General features: G+C 73.5%; 15 protein-coding genes and 1 pseudogene. 7 read left to right on the top strand and 9 right to left on the bottom strand.

Going from position 1 to position 19111, the window contains the following annotated elements:
- Positions 1 to 123: 123 nt before the first annotated feature.
- On the bottom strand, positions 124 to 1146 hold the full coding sequence (locus IO39_RS10945) for a TAXI family TRAP transporter solute-binding subunit (protein ID WP_084772657.1): 1023 nt from the start codon (positions 1144 to 1146) through the stop codon (positions 124 to 126).
- Between the two features lie 80 nt (positions 1147 to 1226).
- Positions 1227 to 1454 carry a hypothetical protein gene (locus IO39_RS10950; RefSeq protein WP_043619853.1) on the bottom strand — a complete coding sequence of 76 codons (228 nt, stop codon included), beginning with the start codon at positions 1452 to 1454 and terminating at the stop codon, positions 1227 to 1229.
- Between the two features lie 47 nt (positions 1455 to 1501).
- Here IO39_RS10950 and IO39_RS10955 point away from each other — a divergent pair, with 47 nt between their 5' ends.
- Positions 1502 to 2467 (top strand): CPBP family intramembrane glutamic endopeptidase, encoded by a 966-nt coding sequence (locus IO39_RS10955; protein WP_052422717.1) that lies wholly within the window; start codon positions 1502 to 1504, stop codon positions 2465 to 2467.
- A gap of 166 nt (positions 2468 to 2633) precedes the next feature.
- Here the strand turns inward: IO39_RS10955 and IO39_RS10960 are convergent, their stop codons facing one another.
- Positions 2634 to 3461: a helix-turn-helix domain-containing protein gene (locus IO39_RS10960; RefSeq protein WP_169789046.1), complete on the bottom strand. Its 828-nt coding sequence runs from the start codon at positions 3459 to 3461 to the stop codon at positions 2634 to 2636.
- Between IO39_RS10960 and IO39_RS10965 the strand changes: the two genes are divergently transcribed.
- The 3 genes from IO39_RS10965 to IO39_RS52455 all read left to right on the top strand — a co-directional run bounded on the left by IO39_RS10965 (position 3460) and on the right by IO39_RS52455 (position 5958).
- Positions 3460 to 4005, top strand: coding sequence for a TIGR03086 family metal-binding protein (locus IO39_RS10965; RefSeq protein WP_043619857.1), 546 nt, complete (start codon positions 3460 to 3462; stop codon positions 4003 to 4005). The genes IO39_RS10960 and IO39_RS10965 overlap by 2 nt on opposite strands.
- A 79-nt stretch (positions 4006 to 4084) precedes the next feature.
- Positions 4085 to 5125: an ATP-binding cassette domain-containing protein gene (locus tag IO39_RS10970; RefSeq protein WP_052422720.1), complete on the top strand. Its 1041-nt coding sequence runs from the start codon at positions 4085 to 4087 to the stop codon at positions 5123 to 5125.
- Positions 5122 to 5958, top strand: a complete 837-nt coding sequence (locus IO39_RS52455) for an ABC transporter permease (RefSeq protein WP_084772662.1) — start codon at positions 5122 to 5124, stop codon at positions 5956 to 5958. Before IO39_RS10970 ends, IO39_RS52455 begins: the two co-directional genes overlap by 4 nt.
- 2079 nt (positions 5959 to 8037) lie before the next feature.
- On the opposite strand, the pseudogene IO39_RS57595 reads toward IO39_RS52455, so the two are convergent.
- Both IO39_RS57595 and IO39_RS10980 read right to left on the bottom strand, forming a co-directional pair.
- Positions 8038 to 9186, bottom strand: a pseudogene (locus tag IO39_RS57595) (AfsR/SARP family transcriptional regulator); the annotation flags it as partial.
- A gap of 84 nt (positions 9187 to 9270) precedes the next feature.
- Positions 9271 to 9954: a hypothetical protein gene (locus tag IO39_RS10980; RefSeq protein ID WP_157548168.1), complete on the bottom strand. Its 684-nt coding sequence runs from the start codon at positions 9952 to 9954 to the stop codon at positions 9271 to 9273.
- A 304-nt stretch (positions 9955 to 10258) separates the two neighbouring features.
- Between IO39_RS10980 and IO39_RS10985 the strand changes: the two genes are divergently transcribed.
- Complete coding sequence (locus IO39_RS10985; RefSeq protein ID WP_157548170.1) at positions 10259 to 11740, top strand: type 1 periplasmic-binding domain-containing protein; 1482 nt, start codon at positions 10259 to 10261, stop codon at positions 11738 to 11740.
- 115 nt (positions 11741 to 11855) lie between these two features.
- Here the strand turns inward: IO39_RS10985 and IO39_RS10990 are convergent, their stop codons facing one another.
- The 4 genes from IO39_RS10990 to IO39_RS11005 all read right to left on the bottom strand — a co-directional run bounded on the left by IO39_RS10990 (position 11856) and on the right by IO39_RS11005 (position 16225).
- On the bottom strand, positions 11856 to 13046 hold the full coding sequence (locus tag IO39_RS10990; protein WP_052422722.1) for an FHA domain-containing serine/threonine-protein kinase: 1191 nt from the start codon (positions 13044 to 13046) through the stop codon (positions 11856 to 11858).
- Positions 13047 to 14075 carry a hypothetical protein gene (locus IO39_RS10995; RefSeq protein WP_043619863.1) on the bottom strand — a complete coding sequence of 343 codons (1029 nt, stop codon included), beginning with the start codon at positions 14073 to 14075 and terminating at the stop codon, positions 13047 to 13049. It lies immediately after the preceding gene.
- A gap of 243 nt (positions 14076 to 14318) precedes the next feature.
- Positions 14319 to 15374: a protein phosphatase 2C domain-containing protein gene (locus IO39_RS11000; protein WP_169789047.1), complete on the bottom strand. Its 1056-nt coding sequence runs from the start codon at positions 15372 to 15374 to the stop codon at positions 14319 to 14321.
- Between the two features lie 149 nt (positions 15375 to 15523).
- Entirely contained in the window at positions 15524 to 16225 is a 702-nt protein-coding gene (locus IO39_RS11005) for a vWA domain-containing protein (RefSeq protein WP_043619867.1), read from the bottom strand.
- 563 nt (positions 16226 to 16788) lie between these two features.
- Here IO39_RS11005 and IO39_RS50480 point away from each other — a divergent pair.
- Both IO39_RS50480 and IO39_RS11015 read left to right on the top strand, forming a co-directional pair.
- Positions 16789 to 17457, top strand: a complete 669-nt coding sequence (locus IO39_RS50480) for a thermostable hemolysin (RefSeq protein ID WP_169789049.1) — start codon at positions 16789 to 16791, stop codon at positions 17455 to 17457.
- Between the two features lie 64 nt (positions 17458 to 17521).
- Entirely contained in the window at positions 17522 to 19108 is a 1587-nt protein-coding gene (locus IO39_RS11015) for an AMP-binding protein (RefSeq protein WP_043619870.1), read from the top strand.
- The last annotated feature ends 3 nt before the right edge of the window (positions 19109 to 19111 follow it).

Below are 19111 nucleotides of genomic sequence, written 5' to 3' on the forward strand. Positions count from 1 at the left end.
TCTTTCCCGATCGAACGCGATCGGCCGTCTGCCCGGATGCCCCAGACAGCCCGAAAACTGCGGCCGGCGTCGCCGGGGTGTGGCCGGTGGGGCTGGAAGTGAAAGGGGATGCGCTGCTACGGCTCAGCGCTTGCGGTCGCGGAACCATCGGGCCGCCCCCGGATGGAGCGGGATCGAGGCCGTGGAGATCCCGGTACGCACGTTGATCTGCCACGCTTCGGGAACGGCCTCCGGAACGGCGTCATCGGTGTCGCCGCGCCCGGCGGAGGTGATCGTACCGGTGTGCGTGAAGATCGTATCGGTAATGGCGTACACCAGGGCGTCAGACAGGTCGTTGCGGACGAGAAGCACGTTCGGCACCGCCACGGTGCGGGTGGCCGGCACGCCGGCGTACGCGGTCGCGGGGATCCTGGCCGGCGTGTACGGGCCGGGATACGCCGTGAAGAGCGCGCCCGCCTGCTCGTCCAGCGGGATCAACCGGACCGGGTGCCGCTGCGCCAGCTCCGTGATGGCCGGGGTCGGCACCCCGGTCAGGGAGAACATCGCGTCGATCGCGCCGTCGCGCAGCGCCGCCGCCGACTCGGCCTGGCTGAGGTAGCGGCCGTCGGCGTCCACCCGGCCGAGCTCCAGCACGCGTAACGAGGTGAACTCCGTGCCCGAGTCGCGGGCCCCGAGGGAGACGCGCCTGCCCGCCAGGTCCCGGAACTTCCTGATCGGCGATCCGGCCATGACCACGAGGTGCAGGTGGCTGTCGTACAGGCGGCAGACCGCCGAGAGCCCGCCGGGCGCGCTGCCGTCGGCCGTGATCAGCGCGTCCAGGCTCGTCAGGCCGAGGTGCACCGAGCCCGTGCGCAACATCCGGATGTTGTCGGTGGACGCCCCGCTCGGCACGGTGCTCACCGTGGCGCCGGGCACCCGCCGGGAGATGTGCTCGGCCAGCGACCCCCCGATGCGCCGGTACACCGCCCCCGCCGGCCCGGTGGCCAGCCGCAGGTGCACCTGATGGGTCTCGGGCCGCCCGGAGCAGCCGGCCAGCAGCCCGCCGGCGGCCAGGAGCACCACCCGCCGCCCGGGCCCCGGCTCCACCCGCCGGCCGGCCCCTGACTGCGCCCGCCGGCCGGGCCACGACTCCGGGCTCAGCACCATGCCGCGATGATACGGACGGCACCCCAGGAAACCCCCGTGACGCGCCGCCACCCGGACCAGCGCTCACCCCCGCCCCGTGATCAGCGGCACACCCCGGGCAGGTCGCACACCTTCTCGGCCATCTTCTTCGCCTGGGTGACGACCTTGCTCGCCGGGCGGCCCGTGTGCAGGTCCGTGTAGACATCACTCTCCTGATCATGACTGGTCAGACGCGCGCCCCGGCCTCCCGGTTCGCCGGGCCGCGCGCCGGCGCGGACCCGGGTCCGGTCCGGAAAAGCGGCGGCCTGCTCGATCCAAGATCGCGCCATAGTGTTCCAACGGAAAGGATCACCGCCCCGGGCCGCAGGAGGTTGTCTTGACAGCTCGCAAGCACGCAGACCTGGTCGTCTTTCTCGTCCTGACCTTCACCCTGGCCTGGCTGGTCGCGCTGCCGCTGTGGTCAGGCGAGGAGCAGCCGAGCTCGCCGTTCGAGACTCCGCTCTCCTCCATGCTGACCTCGGTGGCGCTGATGATCCTGCCCACCCTCGGCGTCGTGGCCGTCTGGCTGATGGCCAGGCGGACGGGGCGGCCCTGGAGCTGGCGGAGCGACGCGGGGCTGAGCTGGGGGACGGACAGGCGGCGGACGACCTTGCTCTTCGGCTTGGGCTGGTTCGGGACCCCGCTCGTGGTGTTCGCCTCCGTGGCGCTCAGCGCCCTGCTGGGGCTGCTCGCGCTCGACCTGAACGGCCTGAGCATGTTCCGCCAGGTGCAGAACCTCCCGCCGGCCTCGCAGCCGGTCACGGAGTCCCTGCTGGAGCTGCTCCCCCGGCTCGCGTCGATCGCGCTCCTGGAGCCCCTGCTGCTCCTGCTGCCGGCGCTGGGGGAGGAACTGGGCTGGCGGGGCTGGCTCGTGCCCCGGCTGCGCAGGCACGGCGTGTGGCCCGCGCTCCTGCTCTCGGGGGTCATCTGGGGAGCGTGGCACGCCCCGTACACCCTGCTGGGCTTCAACTATCTCAACCTCGGCGCGTGGGCGGCCCTGATGATGATCGGGCTGTGCACGATCTACGGCGTCATCCTGGCCTGGCTGAGGCTCAAGAGCGGCAGCGTCTGGCCGGCGGCCGTCTCGCACGCCGCCTTCAACAGCTCCGCGATCGTGGTCCTGCTCGTGGGGGACGCGAAGGCGCCGTACAACCCCGCCATCGCCGGCATCACCGGCGTGGTCGGCTGGCTCGTGCTCGCCGCGGTGGCCGCGACGCTGCTGAAGCGGTGGCCGATCACCCCAACCGACCTGGACGTGCGCGCGGCCCGGCGCGCCGGGGCCGGGGATCAGGAGCAGCTCTGATCGTCATGCCGCACGACCGGGAGAATTCCCGCCGCACGACCGGGAACCGCCCCCGCAGGACACGCCGCCATGGCGCGCGCGAGGAACGGTTGCCGTGGATGAAGCGTGGATGAAGTCGGAATACCGGAGGCGGCGGGCGCGCCGGTGAAGGCCGGGGTCCCGGGGCTCAGGGGCGGCTGGTGAGCTTGGCGTACGCGGCCGGGGGCATGCCGACGGCGGCCGTGAAGTCGCGCGTCAGGTGGGCCTGGTCGGTGTAACCCAGCTCGGCGGCCAGGGTGGCGAGGTCGAGGCCGCGCTGGACGCGTTCGGCGGCCTCGTGCAGCCGGAAGCGGCGGATCACCCACTTGGGCCCGATCCCGACGTAGTCCCTGAACAACCGCTGCAGCGAGCGCACCGACCTGCCCGACCTGGCGGCCAGCTCGTCGACCCTGGTCACCGAGACGTCGCTCTCCGCCGTCTCCACCAGCGCCGCGACCTCCTCCGCCAGCGGGTCACGGGCCGGCTCCAGGCGCAGCAGGAACGTGCCGATGAGCGCGACGGCGGCCGCCGGGTCGGGCTCGGCCAGGACGTGCCCGACCAGCTCCGCGCCCGCCCGGCCGTACATCTCGCCGATCTCCGCGAACCTGCCGGTGAGCTGCGACACCGGAGCGCCGAGGAAGGGCCGGAAGCCGCCGGGGCGGAAGCGGGTGCCGATCACGCGCCCGCTGCCGCGCATCGTGTAGGAGAACCCGCCCCTGATCACTCCGGCGATGCGGTGGAAGTCCCGGGTGATCGTCATGTTCACGGTGGGGTGCGAGACGATGCGCTGCACGTACGGCTCGGGCAGGTCCCTCCACGTGACGACCCAGAAGTGGCCCACGAACGGTGCGAGCTCCGGCGACGGCTGGTGGCGGGCGTAGTCGAAGGCGTCGAGCCCCGCGTACGGATCGACCCACCCGCGCTGTCGCGTTTCTACAAGCCGCCCGTCCGGCGGATCCGGCACCATGCCTGCCATGCACGACATGATGCCGCTGATGACGCGCGCCACGGAACAGACCTCCGCCCTGGTACGGGCGGTGCGGCAGGACCAGCTCGGACTGCCGACCCCGTGCGCGGACTTCGACGTCAAGGCCCTGATCGGGCATCTCGAATGGGTGGCGGAGATGCTCGAACCCACGGCCCTGCGGGGCGAGCGGGTCGAGCAGGGGCCCTACGCGGGCGACTTCCCCGACCGCGCGGAACGCGCGCTGGCCTCCTGGTCGCGCCCCGAGTCCTGGGAGGGCGTCAGCCCCGCCATGGGCGGGATGCCGATGACCGCCCTGGCCCACATGTACCTCATCGACCTGGTGGTGCACGGCTGGGACCTGGCCAGGGCGACCGGCCGGAAGCACGAGCCGGACCCGGAGGCCGTGCCGCGGATCCGGCAGTTCGCGGACCAGATGATGGAGATGGGCCGGCAGCGCGGCGTCTTCGGGGAGCCGGTGCCGGTCGCCGACGACGCCCCGCCGTTCGACCGCCTCCTCGGCCTCCTCGGCCGCGACCCCGCCTGGCCCCACTGAACCCGGGCGCGGCGGGCGGTGCGGGGTGGTGAAACCTGGGCGAGGGTGTGGTGAAACCGGGGGCGCCCAGAGTGGGGGCATGAGCAACGCAGAACTCGGCCGCGCCGGGGGCGCCGGCCTCGCCGTACGGGTCGAAGGGCTGGTGAAGACGTTCGGGGAGCACCGCGCGGTGGACGGGATCGACCTGGACGTGCGACCCGGAGAGATCTTCGGCGTCCTGGGCCCGAACGGCGCGGGCAAGACCACCACGCTGCGCATGCTGGCCACCCTGCTGCGGATCGACGCGGGCCGGGCCGAGATCTTCGGCGTGGACGTGGCCGCCAACCCGCACGTGGTCCGCCAGCTCGTCGGCGTCACCGGACAGTACGCCTCGGTCGACGAGAACCTGACCGCCCGCGAGAACCTCTGGCTCTTCAGCCGCCTCCAGGGCGTCGCCGCGCCGCGCGCCCGGCGCGTCGCGGTGGAGCTGCTGGGCCAGTTCGGCCTGGAGGAGGCGGCCGACAGGCCGATCACGCAGTTCTCCGGCGGCATGCGGCGCCGCCTCGACCTGGCCGCCAGCCTGATCACCCGGCCTCCGCTGATCTTCCTCGACGAGCCGACCACCGGGCTCGACCCGCGCACCCGCGGCCAGATGTGGGACACCATCCGCGGCCTGGTCGCCGACGGGTGCACGGTGCTGCTGACCACGCAGTACCTGGACGAGGCCGATCAGCTCGCCGACCGGATCGCGGTCATCGACCACGGCCGCAAGGTGGCCGAGGGCACCCCCGACGAGCTGAAGACGGCGGTCGGCGACTCCACCCTGCAACTGCTGCTCGCCGAGCCGGGCGAGGTGCCGGCCGCCGTGGCGGTGGTGCGGCGCGCCCTCGGCTCCGACCCGGTGCTCAGCCCCGAGCAGGGCCGCCTCAACGTCGCGCTCGACCAGGCCGACCTGGCCGCCGACGTGCTGATCGCGCTGCGCACCGCCGGGGTGTCGATCTCCTCGGTGAGCGTGGCCAAGCCCAGCCTGGACGAGGTGTTCCTGGCCCTGACCGGCCACGAGACCGGCCACGAGACCGGCGACAGACCCGGCGACGAGACCGGCGACGACGGCCGCACCCGCATGGAGGAGACCCGATGAGCACCATGATCGCCCCCGCCCGTGAGACGGTGCGTGCGGCCGACCGCGTGGCCGCCGCCCGCCGTCGCGTCACCATGGGGGAGACGGTCGCCCAGACCCTGACGATGGCCTGGCGGGCGCTGAAGAAGATGCGCCGCAACCCGGAGCAGTTCTTCGACGTGGCGCTGCAGCCCATCCTGTTCACCGCGATGTTCGCCTTCGTCTTCGGCGGCGCCATCGCCGGCGACGTGCAGAGCTACCTCCCCCTGATGATCCCCGGCATCCTCGCCCAGACCGTGCTGACCACCTGCATGGCCACCGGCACGCAACTGCGCGAGGACATGGAGAAGGGCGTCTTCGACCGGTTCAAGGCGTTGCCCATCGCCCGGATCGCCCCGCTGGCCGGCCCGATGGTGGCCGACCTGCTCCGGTACACGATCGCGGCCGCCCTGACCTTCGGCATGGGGCTCGTGATGGGTTACCGTCCGGGCGGCGGCGTGGCCGGCGTGCTCGCGGCGATCCTGCTGGCGATCGTCACGGGCTGGTCGCTGGCGTGGGTCTTCACCTGGGTCGGCACGATCGCCAGGAGCGCCCAGGCCGTGCAGGGCATCTCCATGATGATCCTGTTCCCGCTGACGTTCCTGTCGAACGCGTTCGTCCCCGTCGAGACGCTGCCCGGCTGGCTGGCCGCGTTCGTCCGGATCAACCCGGTCTCACACCTGGTCACGGCCGCCCGCGACCTCGCCAACGGCCCCGTCGTCAGCGCGGAGGTGGCCTGGACGCTGCTGGCCTGCCTGATCGTCATCGCGATCTTCGCGCCGCTGTCGGTGCGCAGCTACAAGCGGCACATCTGACCGGTGCCCGGCCTCTCCCCCGGCCGCGGACCCGTTCGGCGCGCCGGCGGGCCGGTCCCGGCCGGAGACGCGCGCGACCAGGTCGCGCGCCTCGTCGAGCAGGTCGGCGCCGCGCCGGTCGCCGTACCCGGCCCGGACGGCGGCGAGCAGCCCCGGCGCGGCCCCCTCGGCGTACGGCTCGACGCGCTCGAAGGACATGCAGGGCATCGTGTTGTTGTACGCGAACCGCTCGGCCACCACCAGCAGCCCGATCGCGTCCCGGGGGTCCAGGGCCTCCCGCACCAGCCCCCAGACGCCGAGCGCGAACAGCAGCGAGCCGCACATCGGGAAGTCGAGGATGGGACTGTCCTCGGCCAGCGGGTCGTAGCCGCGCATGGTGGCGAACAGCTCCTCCCCGTACGCGACCTCCTCCGGCGGGGCGTGGTACGCGTACGCCGTCAGGGCGTACGACACCGCGACGATCGACCACGGCGTGATGTGCGTGGGCGGCGTGCCGGGCAGGCGCAGGTCGTGCGCCCGCCGGACGGCCAGGCGGTACTGCGCGAGCGCGGCGGCCGTCTCACCCCGGGCCAGGGCGAGCTCGGCCGCGCACAACGAGGCGAGCGCCACCCCGCCGAGCACGGTGCCGTGGTCGTTGATCCGGGTGATCTCGGCCAGCTCGGCCTCGGCCGCGCCGAGGTCGCCGTCGCTCAGGGCGGAGGTGAGCAGCACCGCGCGGAGCTGGGTCTCGTCGTCCGTGGCGCCGACCCGGCGCAGCACCGGGATGGCGGTGCGCGCGTGCCCGACCGCCCGCCGCCGGTCGCCGTTCTGCAGGACCAGGTGGGCCAGCATGGCGTGGATGATCGCGGCGAACCACGGCCCCCCGTCGTCGCCGAGCAGCGCCAGGGTCCGCTCCGCGGCCTCGATCGCCCCGGGCACGTCCCCGGCGTTCTCCAGAACGTGGGCGCTCGTCTGCGTGGCCGCGAGGACCACGGCGGGGTCGTCGTCGCGGCGCAGCGCCGCCAGCCGGCGGCGCACCTCGGCGCCGTCGTCCGCGTCACACGCGAGCACCACCGTGGCCATCGCCGCCAGCCGGGGATCGGTCGACGGGCCGGTGGGCAGCCTGCTCAGGAGGCGGCGCATCGGGTCGACGACGCGGTCGGTGATGATCAGGCTGTTCATCAGCGTGATCAGCATGGCCGCCCTGGTGACCTCGAAGAGGTGCGGCGGCGGGACCCAGCCGGTCACCGCCTGGGCGATCGCCCGCTGGTGCACGAGGATGCGGGAGTGGTCGCCGCGGATCGACCACAACGCGCCGACGCCGGCCAGCAGCCGGACCGCCGTGCCGGGGTCGGGCTCGGCGAGGGCCTGGCGGAGCAGGTCGGCGAGGTTGCCCTCCTCGGCGTGCAGCGCGTCGGCCGCCGCGAACTGCCCCGGGCCGAAGATCCTGGAGGCGTGCTCCAGGCTGTAGGCCGTCGCCCAGTCCCGCTGCGCCGCCCGGGCGGCCGGCTCCTCGCCGGCCTCGACCAGCCGCATCCGCCCGAACTCCCTGACGGTCTCCAGCATCCGGTAGCGCAGCCCGTACGCCGTCTCGCGGACGTTCAGCATCGACTGCTCGATCAGCGCGTCCACCACGTACAGGGCGTCCGGACCGAGGACGTGCTCGGCCGCGGCCAGCGTGAACCCGTCGCCGAACAGCGACAACCACCGCAGCGCCCGCCGTTCCGGCTCCTCCAGCAGGTTCCACGACCACTCGATGACCGCGAGCAGCGTGCGGTGCCGGTCGGGGGCCGTCCGGTTGCCGCCGCGCAGCAGCGCGAACCGGTCCGCCAGGCGGCGCGCGATCTCCGCCACCGACATCACCCGCACCTTGGCCGCGGCCAGCTCGATCGCCAGCGGCAGCCCGTCGAGGCGGGCGACGATCTCCCCGGCCGCCTCCTCGTCGATCAGCACCCCGGGGCGGGCGGCGGTGGCGCGCTGGCGGAACAGCTCCACCGCGTCGCCCGCGGGCAGCTCGCCGAGCGGGTAGACGCGTTCGGCGGGGATGGCCAGCGGGGCGCGCGAGGTGGTGAGCACGCGCAGGTCGCGGGTGGCCACGGTGAGGAACGCCACCAGGTCGGCGACGGCCTCGATGACGTGCTCGCAGTTGTCCAGGATGAGCAGCGCCGGCGTCTGGTCGAGCTGCTGGGCGATGCGGGCGCGGACGTCCGAGCGCTGTTCGGCGGTCAGGACCCGGCGGCCGCTGACCGAGTCGCGCACGCCGAGCGCCGAGCCCACCTCGCCCACCACGCCCTCCGGCGAGGACACGCCGACCAGCTCGACGAAGTGGGCGACGGGCTGCGCGGCGGCCCTGCCGACGACGTGGGCCAGCCGCGTCTTGCCCAGCCCGCCGGGGCCGATGATGGAGACCACCCGGTTGGTCTGCAGGAGGGCGTGCACCGCGCGGATGTCGCGGTCGCGGCCGAGCAGGGAGGAGCCGTCGAACAGGATGCCGTCGCGCACCGGGCGGTCGGCGGCGAGGAGTTCGGCGTGCACGCGGGCCAGCTCGGGCCCCGGCTCGGTGCCCAGGCGCGCCACCAGGCCCGCGCGGTAGCGCCCGTAGCGGTCCAGCGCGGCGGCGGCGCCGCGGACGGCGGCCTCGCTGCGCAGCAGGCAGGCCAGCAGCTCCTCGTCGTTCGGCGCGTCGGCCACGGCCGCCTCCAGCAGCGGCAGCGCGGCCTCGTGCGCGCCGCCGCGGCCCCGCGCGACGGCCGCGACCCGGCGCGCCCGGGCCGCCCACTCCGCCGCCACAGCCCTCAGCTCGGCCAGCGTGCCCCCCGCGCCGTCCGCGCCGTCCGCACCGCCGCCGGCGTTCTCCGGGGCGCCGGTCGCGAGGGTCATGGCCTGTTCGGCGCGTTGCCGGGCGAGTGCCACGTCGTCCGCGCCCAGCGCGGCCCGCGCCTCCTCGGCCAGCACGCCGACCAGCAGCGCGTCCACCTCGTGCGCGGCCAGCCCGAGCCGGTAGCCCCGGGAGATCCGCACCACGACGTCGGCGCGGGTCGCGGCCCTGGTGCGGGAGACGACCACCTGCAGAGCCTTCGTCGGGTTGGCCGGCGGCTCGCCGGGCCACAACTCCTCGACCAGGCGCTCGTCACTGACCCCCGCCCGGCCGTGCAGGGCGAGCACGGCCAGCAGCGTCCGGGCGCGCTCGCCGACCACGGGCGCGCCTCGCCAGCGAACGCCGTCCAGCAGGATCAGGGCGGGAGACACATCCCCAGCTTACGGACGACCCGGACGTCACTGCGGCGCTGCGGGGACCGCGGGGACCGCCGGTACTGCGGGGACCGCGGCCGGTCAGCCGGAGGCGGCGGAGTCGCGGAAGAGGAAGCTGGCGGCGTGATCGGCGTGCAGGTACCGGTGGAACCGCGCGGCCCTGGCCCGGGCGGTCTTGTCGGCGGTGACGACCGTGAGGAGGACGTAGCTCCTGGTCCGGGTCAGCCGCTGCTTGCCGTAGGCGTACGTGTCGAGCATCGTGTCCCGGCGCCACTTCACCGCCCCGGAGGCGCCCGTCAGCCGCTTGAGCGCGGCCTGCGCGGCCTTCTCACCGGGGAAGGCCATGATCATCTGAATCGCGGTGAGATGCCCCCCATAGGCCCGGTAGGCCAGCTGCACGACGCGCTCGCACCCGCTGGCGGCCAGCAGCCCGCGCCTGTCGACGGGGGCGCAGGACGCGTACGTCCAGCCGCCCACCTTCCGGGCCTGGAACGCCACGTCACCCATGCGGAAGTTCCAGTCGCCGTACTGGTCTGCGTGGATGCGCCGGTCCGGCGGGCGCGCCTGCCCGCTCGGCCCCGGCTCCTCCTCCGGCTCTGGCCCGGCGGCGGGCCAGGACACCGTGAGGGCCGGGGCGGAGGCGGGGTCGAGATACCGGTACAGGCTGTACGCGAGGCCGCCCGGCAGCAGCACCACCAGGATCAGGACCAGGGCGGTGACCACACCGGGGTATTCCCGCACGTCGGGCTGCCGAGGGTGTGCCATGCCACGATTGTGCAGCACGTCCCCTTCTGCCCCATACCTCCCGGCAGCACCTGAGGACCCGGCGGCCCCCGCACGACCGGCCCCCACGGGCCGTGGCGCACTGTTGTCCGGCCGCCGTTGAACACGTTTTAATGACGGTGAGTTTCGGCGGCCGCCGGCCCAGGGATGGAAAGCGTGCGATCGGCATTCGGGGAGTCGCACGCCCGCACGGTCATGGGATGAGTGACGGCTTGGAGTCCAGATGTATGACGAACCGGCACCGGCACCCTCCCCGGCCGCGCGCGCCTGGAGCCTCTTACGACGGTTGGGGAGCCTTTTCCGGCGCCGCCTGGTGGTGATCGTGGTGGTCGTCGCCGTGCTGATCTCCACGGTGGTGCTCGTCAACTACACGCAGGGCTGGTGGCCCTGGGGCGGCTGCGAGACGAGGAGCGCCGACGTCGTCTCCGTCGACGGCGAATGCGTCGGCCTGATGGACCCGGCCGAGGGCACGGCGGTCCTGGGCCCGCAGTACCAACGCATCCTGGAGGCCATCGCGGCCGAGAACCGCGAGGTCACCCAGGACAAGGACTACAGCACGATCGCGCTGATGGCGCCGATGGGGGCGGGCCCGCGCGGGCTGGTCGGCGAGCGCGCCCTGCACCAGCTCGAAGGGGCGTTCATCGGCCAGTACCGCGCCAACCGCTCCGACACCTTCCCCAAGATCCGGCTCCTGCTGGCCAACACCGGCCACGACGGCTCCAAGTGGCGCACCACGGTGCAGGCGGTGCGCAGGAACGCCGCCACGGGCGCCACGGCGAGCCCCGGGCAGATCGTCGCCGTCACCGGCATGGGCCCCAGCCAGCAGGAGAGCATCGACGCCGCCCGCGCCCTGGCCAAGGACCCCGGCATCCCGATGGTCGCCGACTTCATCACCGCGGCCGGCTTCAACACCACCGGAGAGATCGACGACGGCGGGCCCATCCCCGGCCTCACCCGCACCGCCGTCAGCACCTCCGCCCAGCTCGCCGCCATCGCCGCCGACTTCAAGAAGCGCAAGGTGGGCGGGAGCGCGGCGCTGATGTGGGCGGACGTGACCCCGCAGGGCACCAAGGACCTGTACGCCCGCTCGCTCAAGGACGCCTTCCTCGACCCCAAGCTCGGGCTCAAGCCGTACGTCGACAGGTCCGGGCTCAGCTTCCCCTTCGACCCGCGCGGCGGCCCCTCGCTGCTGCGTACGATCAGCGACACGATCTGCGGCACGAAGGTCGACATGATCTTCTACGCCGGCCGCCAGGCGTTCATGCCCACCTTCCTCAAGCTGCTGCGCAACCGGCCCTGCCGCTCCACGCCCATCACCGTCGTCACCGGTGACGACGCCCAGGACCAGGACCCGAACGACCCGTCGCTGCACGACCCGGAGGCGCCCATCAAGGTGCTGTTCGTGCCGCTGGCCGACCCCAAGCGGCTCGACCACGAGGACAACCAGCACCGCCAGCTCTACCGCGACTTCCGCAACGAGTTCGTGGCGGCCCACCACGGGGTGACCTTCCCCGCGGGGCACCTCGGCAGCGGCCTGGCGATCCTGGCGTACGACGCGGTGACCGCCGCGGCCACCGCCGTGCAGAAGGCCGCCATCGGCGTGGACCCGTCCCAGCTCAGCCTGCCCTCGGCGGCGGCCGTGCGCGGGCAGCTCTACCTGTTCACCGGCACCAACGTCATCCGCGGCGCCAGCGGCGCCTTCATCCTCGACTCCAGGACCGGCGAGCGGGTGAACGTCACCGCGCCCACCCCCGTGACCATCCCGTGAGCGCGACGATCACCACGCCCACGCCCGCGAACCATCCCGTGAGCGCGACGATCACCACGCCCACGCCCGCGAACTACCCCGTGAGCGCGACGATCACCACGCCCACGCCCGCGAACTACCCCGTGAGCGCGACGATCACCGCCAGCGCCACGACCGCGACGAGCAGCAGGACCAGCCACCGGTGCGTGGCGGTCAGCCGGCCGAGCCGCACCCGCTCCAGCTCCCCCGCCTCGGTGAGGCGGAGCACCGCCGTGCCCATCCTGAACCGGTCACCCGGCCGCAGCGTCGCGTAGAGGACCGGGCGGCCGTCGATGTACGTCCCCCGCCCGCCGCTGTGGTCGTGCAGCCGGTAGCCCGCGCTCACCCGGCGCACGGTGGCGTGCGCGGGCGCGACCCCCGCCCCCGGGATCACGATGTCGGCCGCGGGCCCGCTGCCCAGCGTGGTGGTCTCCTTCAGCGGCCCGAGGGCGACCGGCAGCATGCCGGGGCGCGGCACCGTCGCGTGCGCGGTCCGCGACCGCTGCCCCACCAGCCGGCCGAGCAGCTCCATCGTGCCGGGCCGCCGCGCCGGGTCCTTGGCCAGGCACTCGGCGACCAGGGAGCGCAGCGGCTCGGAGATCATCCCCACGTCGGGCGTCTCGGTCAGGACGCGGTTGATGATGGCCGCCACGTTGTTCCCCGCGAACGGCGCCCTGCCGGTGGCGGCGAAGTACATCGTGGCCGCCCACGCGTGCACGTCGGCCGGCGGCCCCACCTCGGCGTCCACCCCTTCCACCTGCTCCGGCGCGAGGTAGCCCGGGGTGCCCAGCGGCGTGGTGAGCGCGGCGGTCGCCTCCAGGGCCCGCGCGATCCCGAAGTCCACCACCCGCGGCCCGTCCGGCCCGACGATGACGTTGGCGGGCTTGAGGTCCCGGTGCACGACCCCCGCGCCGTGGATCGCGGCCAGGGCGGTGGCCGTGTAGGTCGCCAGGCGCTCCAGCGCGGCCCCCGACAGGGGCCCGTGCCTGTCGACCAGCTCCTGGAGCGACGGGCCCGGCACGTACTCGCTCACGATGTACGGCTGGTCCCGGTCGATCGCCGCCTCGATGATCATCGCCGTGTACGCCCTGGGCACCCGCGACGCGATGGCCACCTCGTCCGCGAACCGCCGGCGCGCCCTCGGGTCGGCCGCCCCCTGCGCGTGGATCACCTTGATCGCGACCCGGCCCGCCTCGCCGCGCGCGAGGTAGACCGTGCCCTGGCCGCCCGCGCCCAGGCGGCCGAGCACCTCGTACGGCCCGATGCGCCGCGGGTCGCCGGCGTTCATTCAGGCTCCCCAGGTGAGCGCGACGACGACGGCGATGGCCGCCAGGACGACGATCAGCACCACGATGCCCCCACGCGCCCCGCGCGCGGCGGCCCCGGCGGCGGACTCCCCGCGCCGCCACGCCTCGCGCAGGTTGGAGTCGGTCTCCACGTAGATGCGCTCGGGCGTGACGAGCCACCGCCACGACTCGCCCGCCGCCCGCCACCGCTCGACGTCCACCGACTCCGGCGCGCCGTCCAGGCACTGCCTGATCAGCCGGCGGTGCCGGGCCGGCAGGACCCTGGCGAGCGCGGCCTCGTCGACGGTCCACGCCTCGGCGCTCTCCTGGAGGCACCGCACGACGGCCCAGGCGAACTTGTAGTAGTCCGACTCCGGGGTGAACGCGCCCTCACGGGGCAGCTTCCACTGCTCGGGATCGGCCTCCGGCAGGGCCCCGCGCCCTCCGGCGGGCAGGCAGGAGTCGCAGTCCAGCAGGTACACCGCGGGCGCCGGATCGACGGTGAAGACCGCGTTGCGCAGTTGCAGATCGCCCACCACGTAGCCGTGCTCGTGCAGCCACTGCATCGTAGCCAGCAGCCGGCCGAGGACGGCCAGCTTGTAGGGCGGCTCGTAGTAGCGCGTGTCGTAGTGCTCCTTGAGTGCGCGCACCCGCTCGGGCGAGCGGGTGAGCTCGTCCAGGTGGCGCGGGGTCAGCCGGTCGCGCAGCCCGGCGAACATCCGCTCGGGAGCCGGCCTGACCAGGATGCCGACGACCCGGCCGCCCTCTCCTCTGACCGCCGCGATCGGCCAGGCGCAGCGCCGGTCGAGCGTCCTGCGGTCCTGCCCGGGCAGGTCGCGCCGCCAGCGCACCATGGCGAGCAGGGCGTCCTCGTCCAGGCCCGCCAGGGTCTCCTGGTCGTACCGTTTGCACAGGAACCGGCCGCGTACGCCGGGGACCTGGCACAACGCCAGGCCGCTCGCCTGGCCGCCGGGACGCAGGTGGTAACCCCCGCCGTCCTCGGCCACCACCAGCTCCGCCTCCTCGACCACCTCCGGGGGACCGTCGGCGGGCCCGCTCGCGAACCTGCCCGGCGAACCGCCCAGCGGGCTGCCCGGCGAACCGCCCCCGGACCCGTCCGGCGGAGCGCTCGCCGGCCTTGCCGACCCGTCCGGCGAAGCGCTCACCGGCCTTGGCGACCCGTCCGGCGAAGCGCTCGCCGGCCTGTCCGCGGCCCCGTCCAGGGGGCTGCCGGAGGGATGGGGACTCATGCTTCCACCACCGCAGCACTCCCGTCACAGGACGGCCGTGTCGTGGCGGCCCGCCCACACCGCCAGGACTGTCCGGTCGTCGTCGTAGGTCGACAGCTGGAAGTCCACGTCCCTGAGGAAGCCGCGCAGCTCCGGCGGAGAGCTCCAGGAGGTGGCGAGCCGCTGGGCGAGCAGGCTGCCACCGCCGCCCATGGCCGAGCCGAACCCGTCGCTGCACAGGACGAGCACATCCCCCGGCCCCCAGTCGATCTGCCGTTCCCGCAGCTCGCCGAGGTCCTCGGGGAGGGCGGACGTGACGTTGCCCGGCCGCTGCCCCTCGGGCGGGAAGAGCTCGGTCCACATCCCGTCGTGGAGCCACAGCGCGGGGGAGTCGCCGATGGCCGCGCAGGCCGCGATGCCCCGCCTGCCGTCCGCCGGGACGACCCCGATCGTCAGCGTGGTGGCGGGCGGCTCCGAGGCGCCGGCGCCGCGCTCGCCACCCGGCCGGCCGCCGAGCCGGGCGGTGGCGCGCATGACCTCCCCGGCGACGGTGGCGAAGGCCGCGTGCCAGCCGAGGCCGGGGGTCAGCGAGAGGTTCGTGGCGGCGCGCACGGCCACCGCGGCGGCGTGCTCGGCGTGCAACGTGCTGCCCAGCCCGTCGGCCACGGCCGCGATGACCCATCGCCCGTCCGCGCTCAGCCGTACGGCGTAGGCGTCCTGCAAGGGCTCGCCGCGATACCGGTGACGCCGCCCGCGGATGCTCACCGCGCGTACCGTGGTCTGCGCCAGCATGCCGCCGTCGAGCGCCACGCCGGGGGCCCGCGAGTCGGCGCCGCCGGCCAGCAGGACGGGCACCGGCTGCGGCAGCGGCCCGAGCGGCGCCCCGCCACCGCCGCTCCCGCTCCCGGCGCGGTTGCGGCGATCGAGCAGCGAGCGCCCGAGCAGAGCGGCGCCGCCACCGGCGACGAGCCCCGACAGGATCCACCACGGCCACTGCGACGCACCCCCGCCGCCCGGCCGCCCGGCCGGCGTCACGGTCACCGTCACGGTCGGCTCGGCCCGCTGCCCGGGCAGCGGACCGGACGTCACATCCGCCGTCACGGTCGGCTCCGCCCGCTCCCCGGGCAGCGGACCTGACCTCACACCCGCCATCACGGTCGGCTCCGCCCGCTCCCGGCACAGCGGACCTGACGTCACGCCCACCGGCCCGGCTCCGGCGACCAGGAGTAATCCCGCCAGCGCCGCCCTGATCATCTCAGCTGCCGCATCCCACCGGGCCGGCGCAGCACCGCCGTGTTCCTGTTGACCGAGGCGCTGATGCTGTCGGAGACGGCCTGCGCGATCCCGTGCAGCACGGTGGCCGCGCCCGTCGCGATCTCGCCCGCGAAGGCCAGCACCTCACCTCTGAGCGTGGTGGCCACCCGCCGCAGGGTGTCCTCCCGCACCGTCCCGAACCCGAGCGCCACGATGTACGGCGCCGGCCGCAACTCCGCCAGCCGATCGCGGGCCGGCCCCCAGATCTTGACGTCCTGATGGCTGTCACCCACGTACGGCTCGCCGTCGGTGATGAAGAAGACCACCGGCGCCCGCACGTCGAACTGCCGTGACAACCTGCGGTGATCCCGCTCGATGATCTTCACGAGCTCGCTGAAGACCGCGAGATAGTCCGTCTGCCGGCCCCGACGCAACGCCGGCACCCTGATCGCGTCGCACGGCCTGGTCAGCGGCAGCACCACCTCCACCTTGTCGGAGAAGGACACCACGGCGACGTGCGCGGCCTCGCTGACGCCCGGATCCCCCGCCTCCAGCTCGAACAGCAGCTCTCCCACGCAGTTGGAGAGCACCTCGAAGGGGGTGGGACGTCCGTCGTCGCGGGCGGTGTGCATCGAATGCGACACGTCGCACACGATGTAGAAGGGGAAGGCGCGCGGGCGCCCGTTGGCCGACCTCATCGGCTTTTCATCCTGATGCGGATCGTCGGTCTTGGCAAGGTTGCGAACAGAATGGTGACATCACCAGATTCGCACCCAACGCCCGACATTCCCACCACTCGTCCCAAAATCAACGCCCTTCCGATATCTGGTGGGCTTGGGTAGGCGAATGAGTGCCGAATCGGATCCGGCCGGGCGGCTTCTCCACGCGCCGGCGAAGACGAAAACGGCAGGTGGGAAGGCGAAGGGCAGCACGGCGGTGCTCGTCCTGTGCGCGGTGCCCCTCCTGGTGGCGAACTGGCGCCCTCGGAGGAGAGCCGGCCGATTGAAAATGTGAGGCGAGCCGTCGCGGCAGGTCGTGCACGCCGGCCGGGTGCCCTTTTCGGGCGCGCCGCAACGTGCGGCGATCGCCGGGATCCGGAGGATTGTCCGGTACGGCATACCCCATGTCAAGCGTCGATCTCTGGCAGAAATGTGCAGGCCCGGGCAGTTTGCTGCACCCGAAACTCCTGGTTCGGCGGCCCGGACTCCCGCAGAGTTATCCATACGCAAGCAGATCGGCGCTTCGAGATGAGGAACAGGACATGGCACTATTCGGCTCCACCTCCGACTCTTTGGCCGCCCTGCCGCCGCTGGAGGTGGCCGGGTCCGGCCCCGCGACCTCCCCTCTGCTCCAGACCGCGTTCGCCGGCCCCGGCACGCCGAACTACCGCTTCTGCGTCGACAGCGTGAAACGCAAGTACCTCAGCCGGTACGGCGCCGTCGTCTCCCCGTCCCCCGACCTGTTCGTCCTCGCGTGGGACAGCGTCCGTGGCCTGCCCGCCCCGGGCAGCATCGTGGGCGTCGCGGGACTCACCACCGCCGCCGGGCGCACGTTGTTGTCGGAGAGCTATCTCGACGTCCCGGTCGAGCGGGCCTGCGCCGAGCTGACCACCGGCGCCCGGGTCGACCGCTCCCGAATCGCGGAGATGGGTCCGCTCGCGTCGTTCCATCCCGGCGCCGGCCTGTTCCTCATGCGCGCCCTGCCGGGCATCGCCCTCCACCTGGGATACGACTTCCTGCTGTCCACGCTGACGGAGAAGCTGCACAACGTGGCCAGGACCGCCGGCTGGGACTTCCACACCCTCACCAATGCCCGCCGGGCCGACCTTCCGGCCAGCGGCAGCGCCGACTGGGGCACCTACTACTCCGCGAAACCCCGTACGGGCATCCTGCGCTGCGGGCAGGACCTCGCCCTGCGGGCCGCCGGCTGACGGCGGCCCTCTCCACCGGGCCGGCGACGGCCCTCACCCCCTGACCTGTCGAAGGAGATCACTGATGCGTTGGCTTGACCATGCCCTCAGCCGCCTGGGCTCGCTGGAGACGGTGGCGGTCGAGGAGATGCGCTCGTCCGGGCCGCCCCGCCCGTACAGCTACGGAACCGTGCTCGGCGCGGCGATCCGCACCGGCGACGCGATCGTCGCCTCGGCCGCCGGCCGGGACACCGGGACCAGCACGATCGGCATCCTCACCGGCAACGGCGTGGAGGGGATCGTCGGCGACCTGGCCTGCCTGCTGACCGGCGTACGGTCGGTGCCGATCCCGATCGCCTTCGGCCGGGACCAGGCCCGCCACCTGCTGTCCCACTCGATCGTCTGCCTGGTCGACGAGCAGGGGCGCAAGCGCCTGGCGGAGTGGGGCGGCGAGGACCGGATCCTCCCCGAGGGCTGCGAGATCATCGCGATCACGGTCGAGGGCGGATACTCCGCCGAGGAGATCACCGCCCGGGTACGCGCCGCCGCCGCGCTGGACGAGCACGCCATCTGCAAGATCGTCCACACGTCCGGCACCACCTCCACCCCCAAGGGCGTGATGCTGCGCCGCGGCGCGGTGGACGACCTGATCGACTCCGTCACCAGCCGGGTCGGCGTCGAGGCGTGGCAGCGCTACGTCTCCGTCGTGCCGCTGAGCCTGCTGGTGGAGCAGGTCTTCGCCGTCTACCTGACCTTCCTGGCCGGCGGCACGGTCGTGTTCCTGCCGGAGGAGGTCAAACCGCTCGGCACCGCCGGCGGCGACGTCGAGCAGGTGCGCGGGCTGCTCCCCGCGGCCCGGCCCACGGTGTCGCTGGTGCCGCCGTCCCTCGTGGAGTCCATCGCGGCCCGCGCGCGGACCACCCCGGACGCGACCACGCGCGAGCTGTCCCTGGCCGTGTACGGCCGGGAGGACCCGATGCTGCTGTTCAGCGGCGGTGCCCCGGTCTCCGACGAGGTCCTGCGCGTGATGTGGGACCGCGGCCTGCCGGTGTACGTGGCGTACGGGCTCAGCGAGAACGGCTCCGTGGCCACGCTCAACGGCCCCGGCCTCGTCCGGCTCGGCACCGTCGGCAAGCCGCTGCGCCACTGCGAGGTCAGCCGGTCCGACACCGGCGAGCTCCTCATCCGCAGCTCGTCCCTGCTCACCGGCTACCTCGGCTCGGACGACCCGACCGCGCTGCCGCTGGACGCCGAGGGCTGGCTGCACACCGGTGACATCGCCGACATCGACGACGACGGCTACGTCACCATCACCGGCAGGCTCAAGAACATCATCATCACGTCCAACGGGCGCAACGTCAGCCCGGAATGGGTCGAGGCCCAGTACAAGAGCCGGCCCAGCATCGAGGCCGCCGCCGTGTTCGGCGACAACATGGAGCGGCTGATCGCGGTCTTCGTCGTCAGGCGCGGCGCCGACCCGGCCACCGCGCTCGCCGAGGTGCGCCACGTCAACGCCGAGGTGCTCTCGGAGATCGAGCAGGTCGGCAGCGCCGCGTTCGTCGAGGCCGACGAGACGTTCTACGCCGAGTTCTTCACCGTCACCGGACGCCCCCGCCGTACAGAGATCAAGCAAGCACTCACCACCGGCCGATTCGACCTGATGGAGGTCTGAGAC

Source organism: Nonomuraea candida (genome assembly GCF_000725485.1).
In the GTDB taxonomy this organism is placed as follows: domain Bacteria; phylum Actinomycetota; class Actinomycetes; order Streptosporangiales; family Streptosporangiaceae; genus Nonomuraea; species Nonomuraea candida.

Bases quoted from the DNA above. Each gene is read 5' to 3' on its own strand.
- IO39_RS11015 (WP_043619870.1), top strand. From the start codon at position 17,522: ATGCGTTGGCTTGACCATGCCCTCAGCCGCCTGGGCTCGCTGGAGACG.
- IO39_RS10970 (WP_052422720.1), top strand. From the start codon at position 4,085: ATGAGCAACGCAGAACTCGGCCGCGCCGGGGGCGCCGGCCTCGCCGTA.
- IO39_RS50480 (WP_169789049.1), top strand. From the start codon at position 16,789: ATGGCACTATTCGGCTCCACCTCCGACTCTTTGGCCGCCCTGCCGCCG.
- IO39_RS10960 (WP_169789046.1), bottom strand. From the start codon at position 3,461: ATGGCAGGCATGGTGCCGGATCCGCCGGACGGGCGGCTTGTAGAAACG.
- IO39_RS10965 (WP_043619857.1), top strand. From the start codon at position 3,460: ATGCACGACATGATGCCGCTGATGACGCGCGCCACGGAACAGACCTCC.
- IO39_RS10945 (WP_084772657.1), bottom strand. From the start codon at position 1,146: ATGGTGCTGAGCCCGGAGTCGTGGCCCGGCCGGCGGGCGCAGTCAGGG.
- IO39_RS52455 (WP_084772662.1), top strand. From the start codon at position 5,122: ATGAGCACCATGATCGCCCCCGCCCGTGAGACGGTGCGTGCGGCCGAC.
- IO39_RS10950 (WP_043619853.1), bottom strand. From the start codon at position 1,454: ATGGCGCGATCTTGGATCGAGCAGGCCGCCGCTTTTCCGGACCGGACC.
- IO39_RS10980 (WP_157548168.1), bottom strand. From the start codon at position 9,954: ATGGCACACCCTCGGCAGCCCGACGTGCGGGAATACCCCGGTGTGGTC.
- IO39_RS10990 (WP_052422722.1), bottom strand. From the start codon at position 13,046: ATGAACGCCGGCGACCCGCGGCGCATCGGGCCGTACGAGGTGCTCGGC.
- IO39_RS11005 (WP_043619867.1), bottom strand. From the start codon at position 16,225: ATGAGGTCGGCCAACGGGCGCCCGCGCGCCTTCCCCTTCTACATCGTG.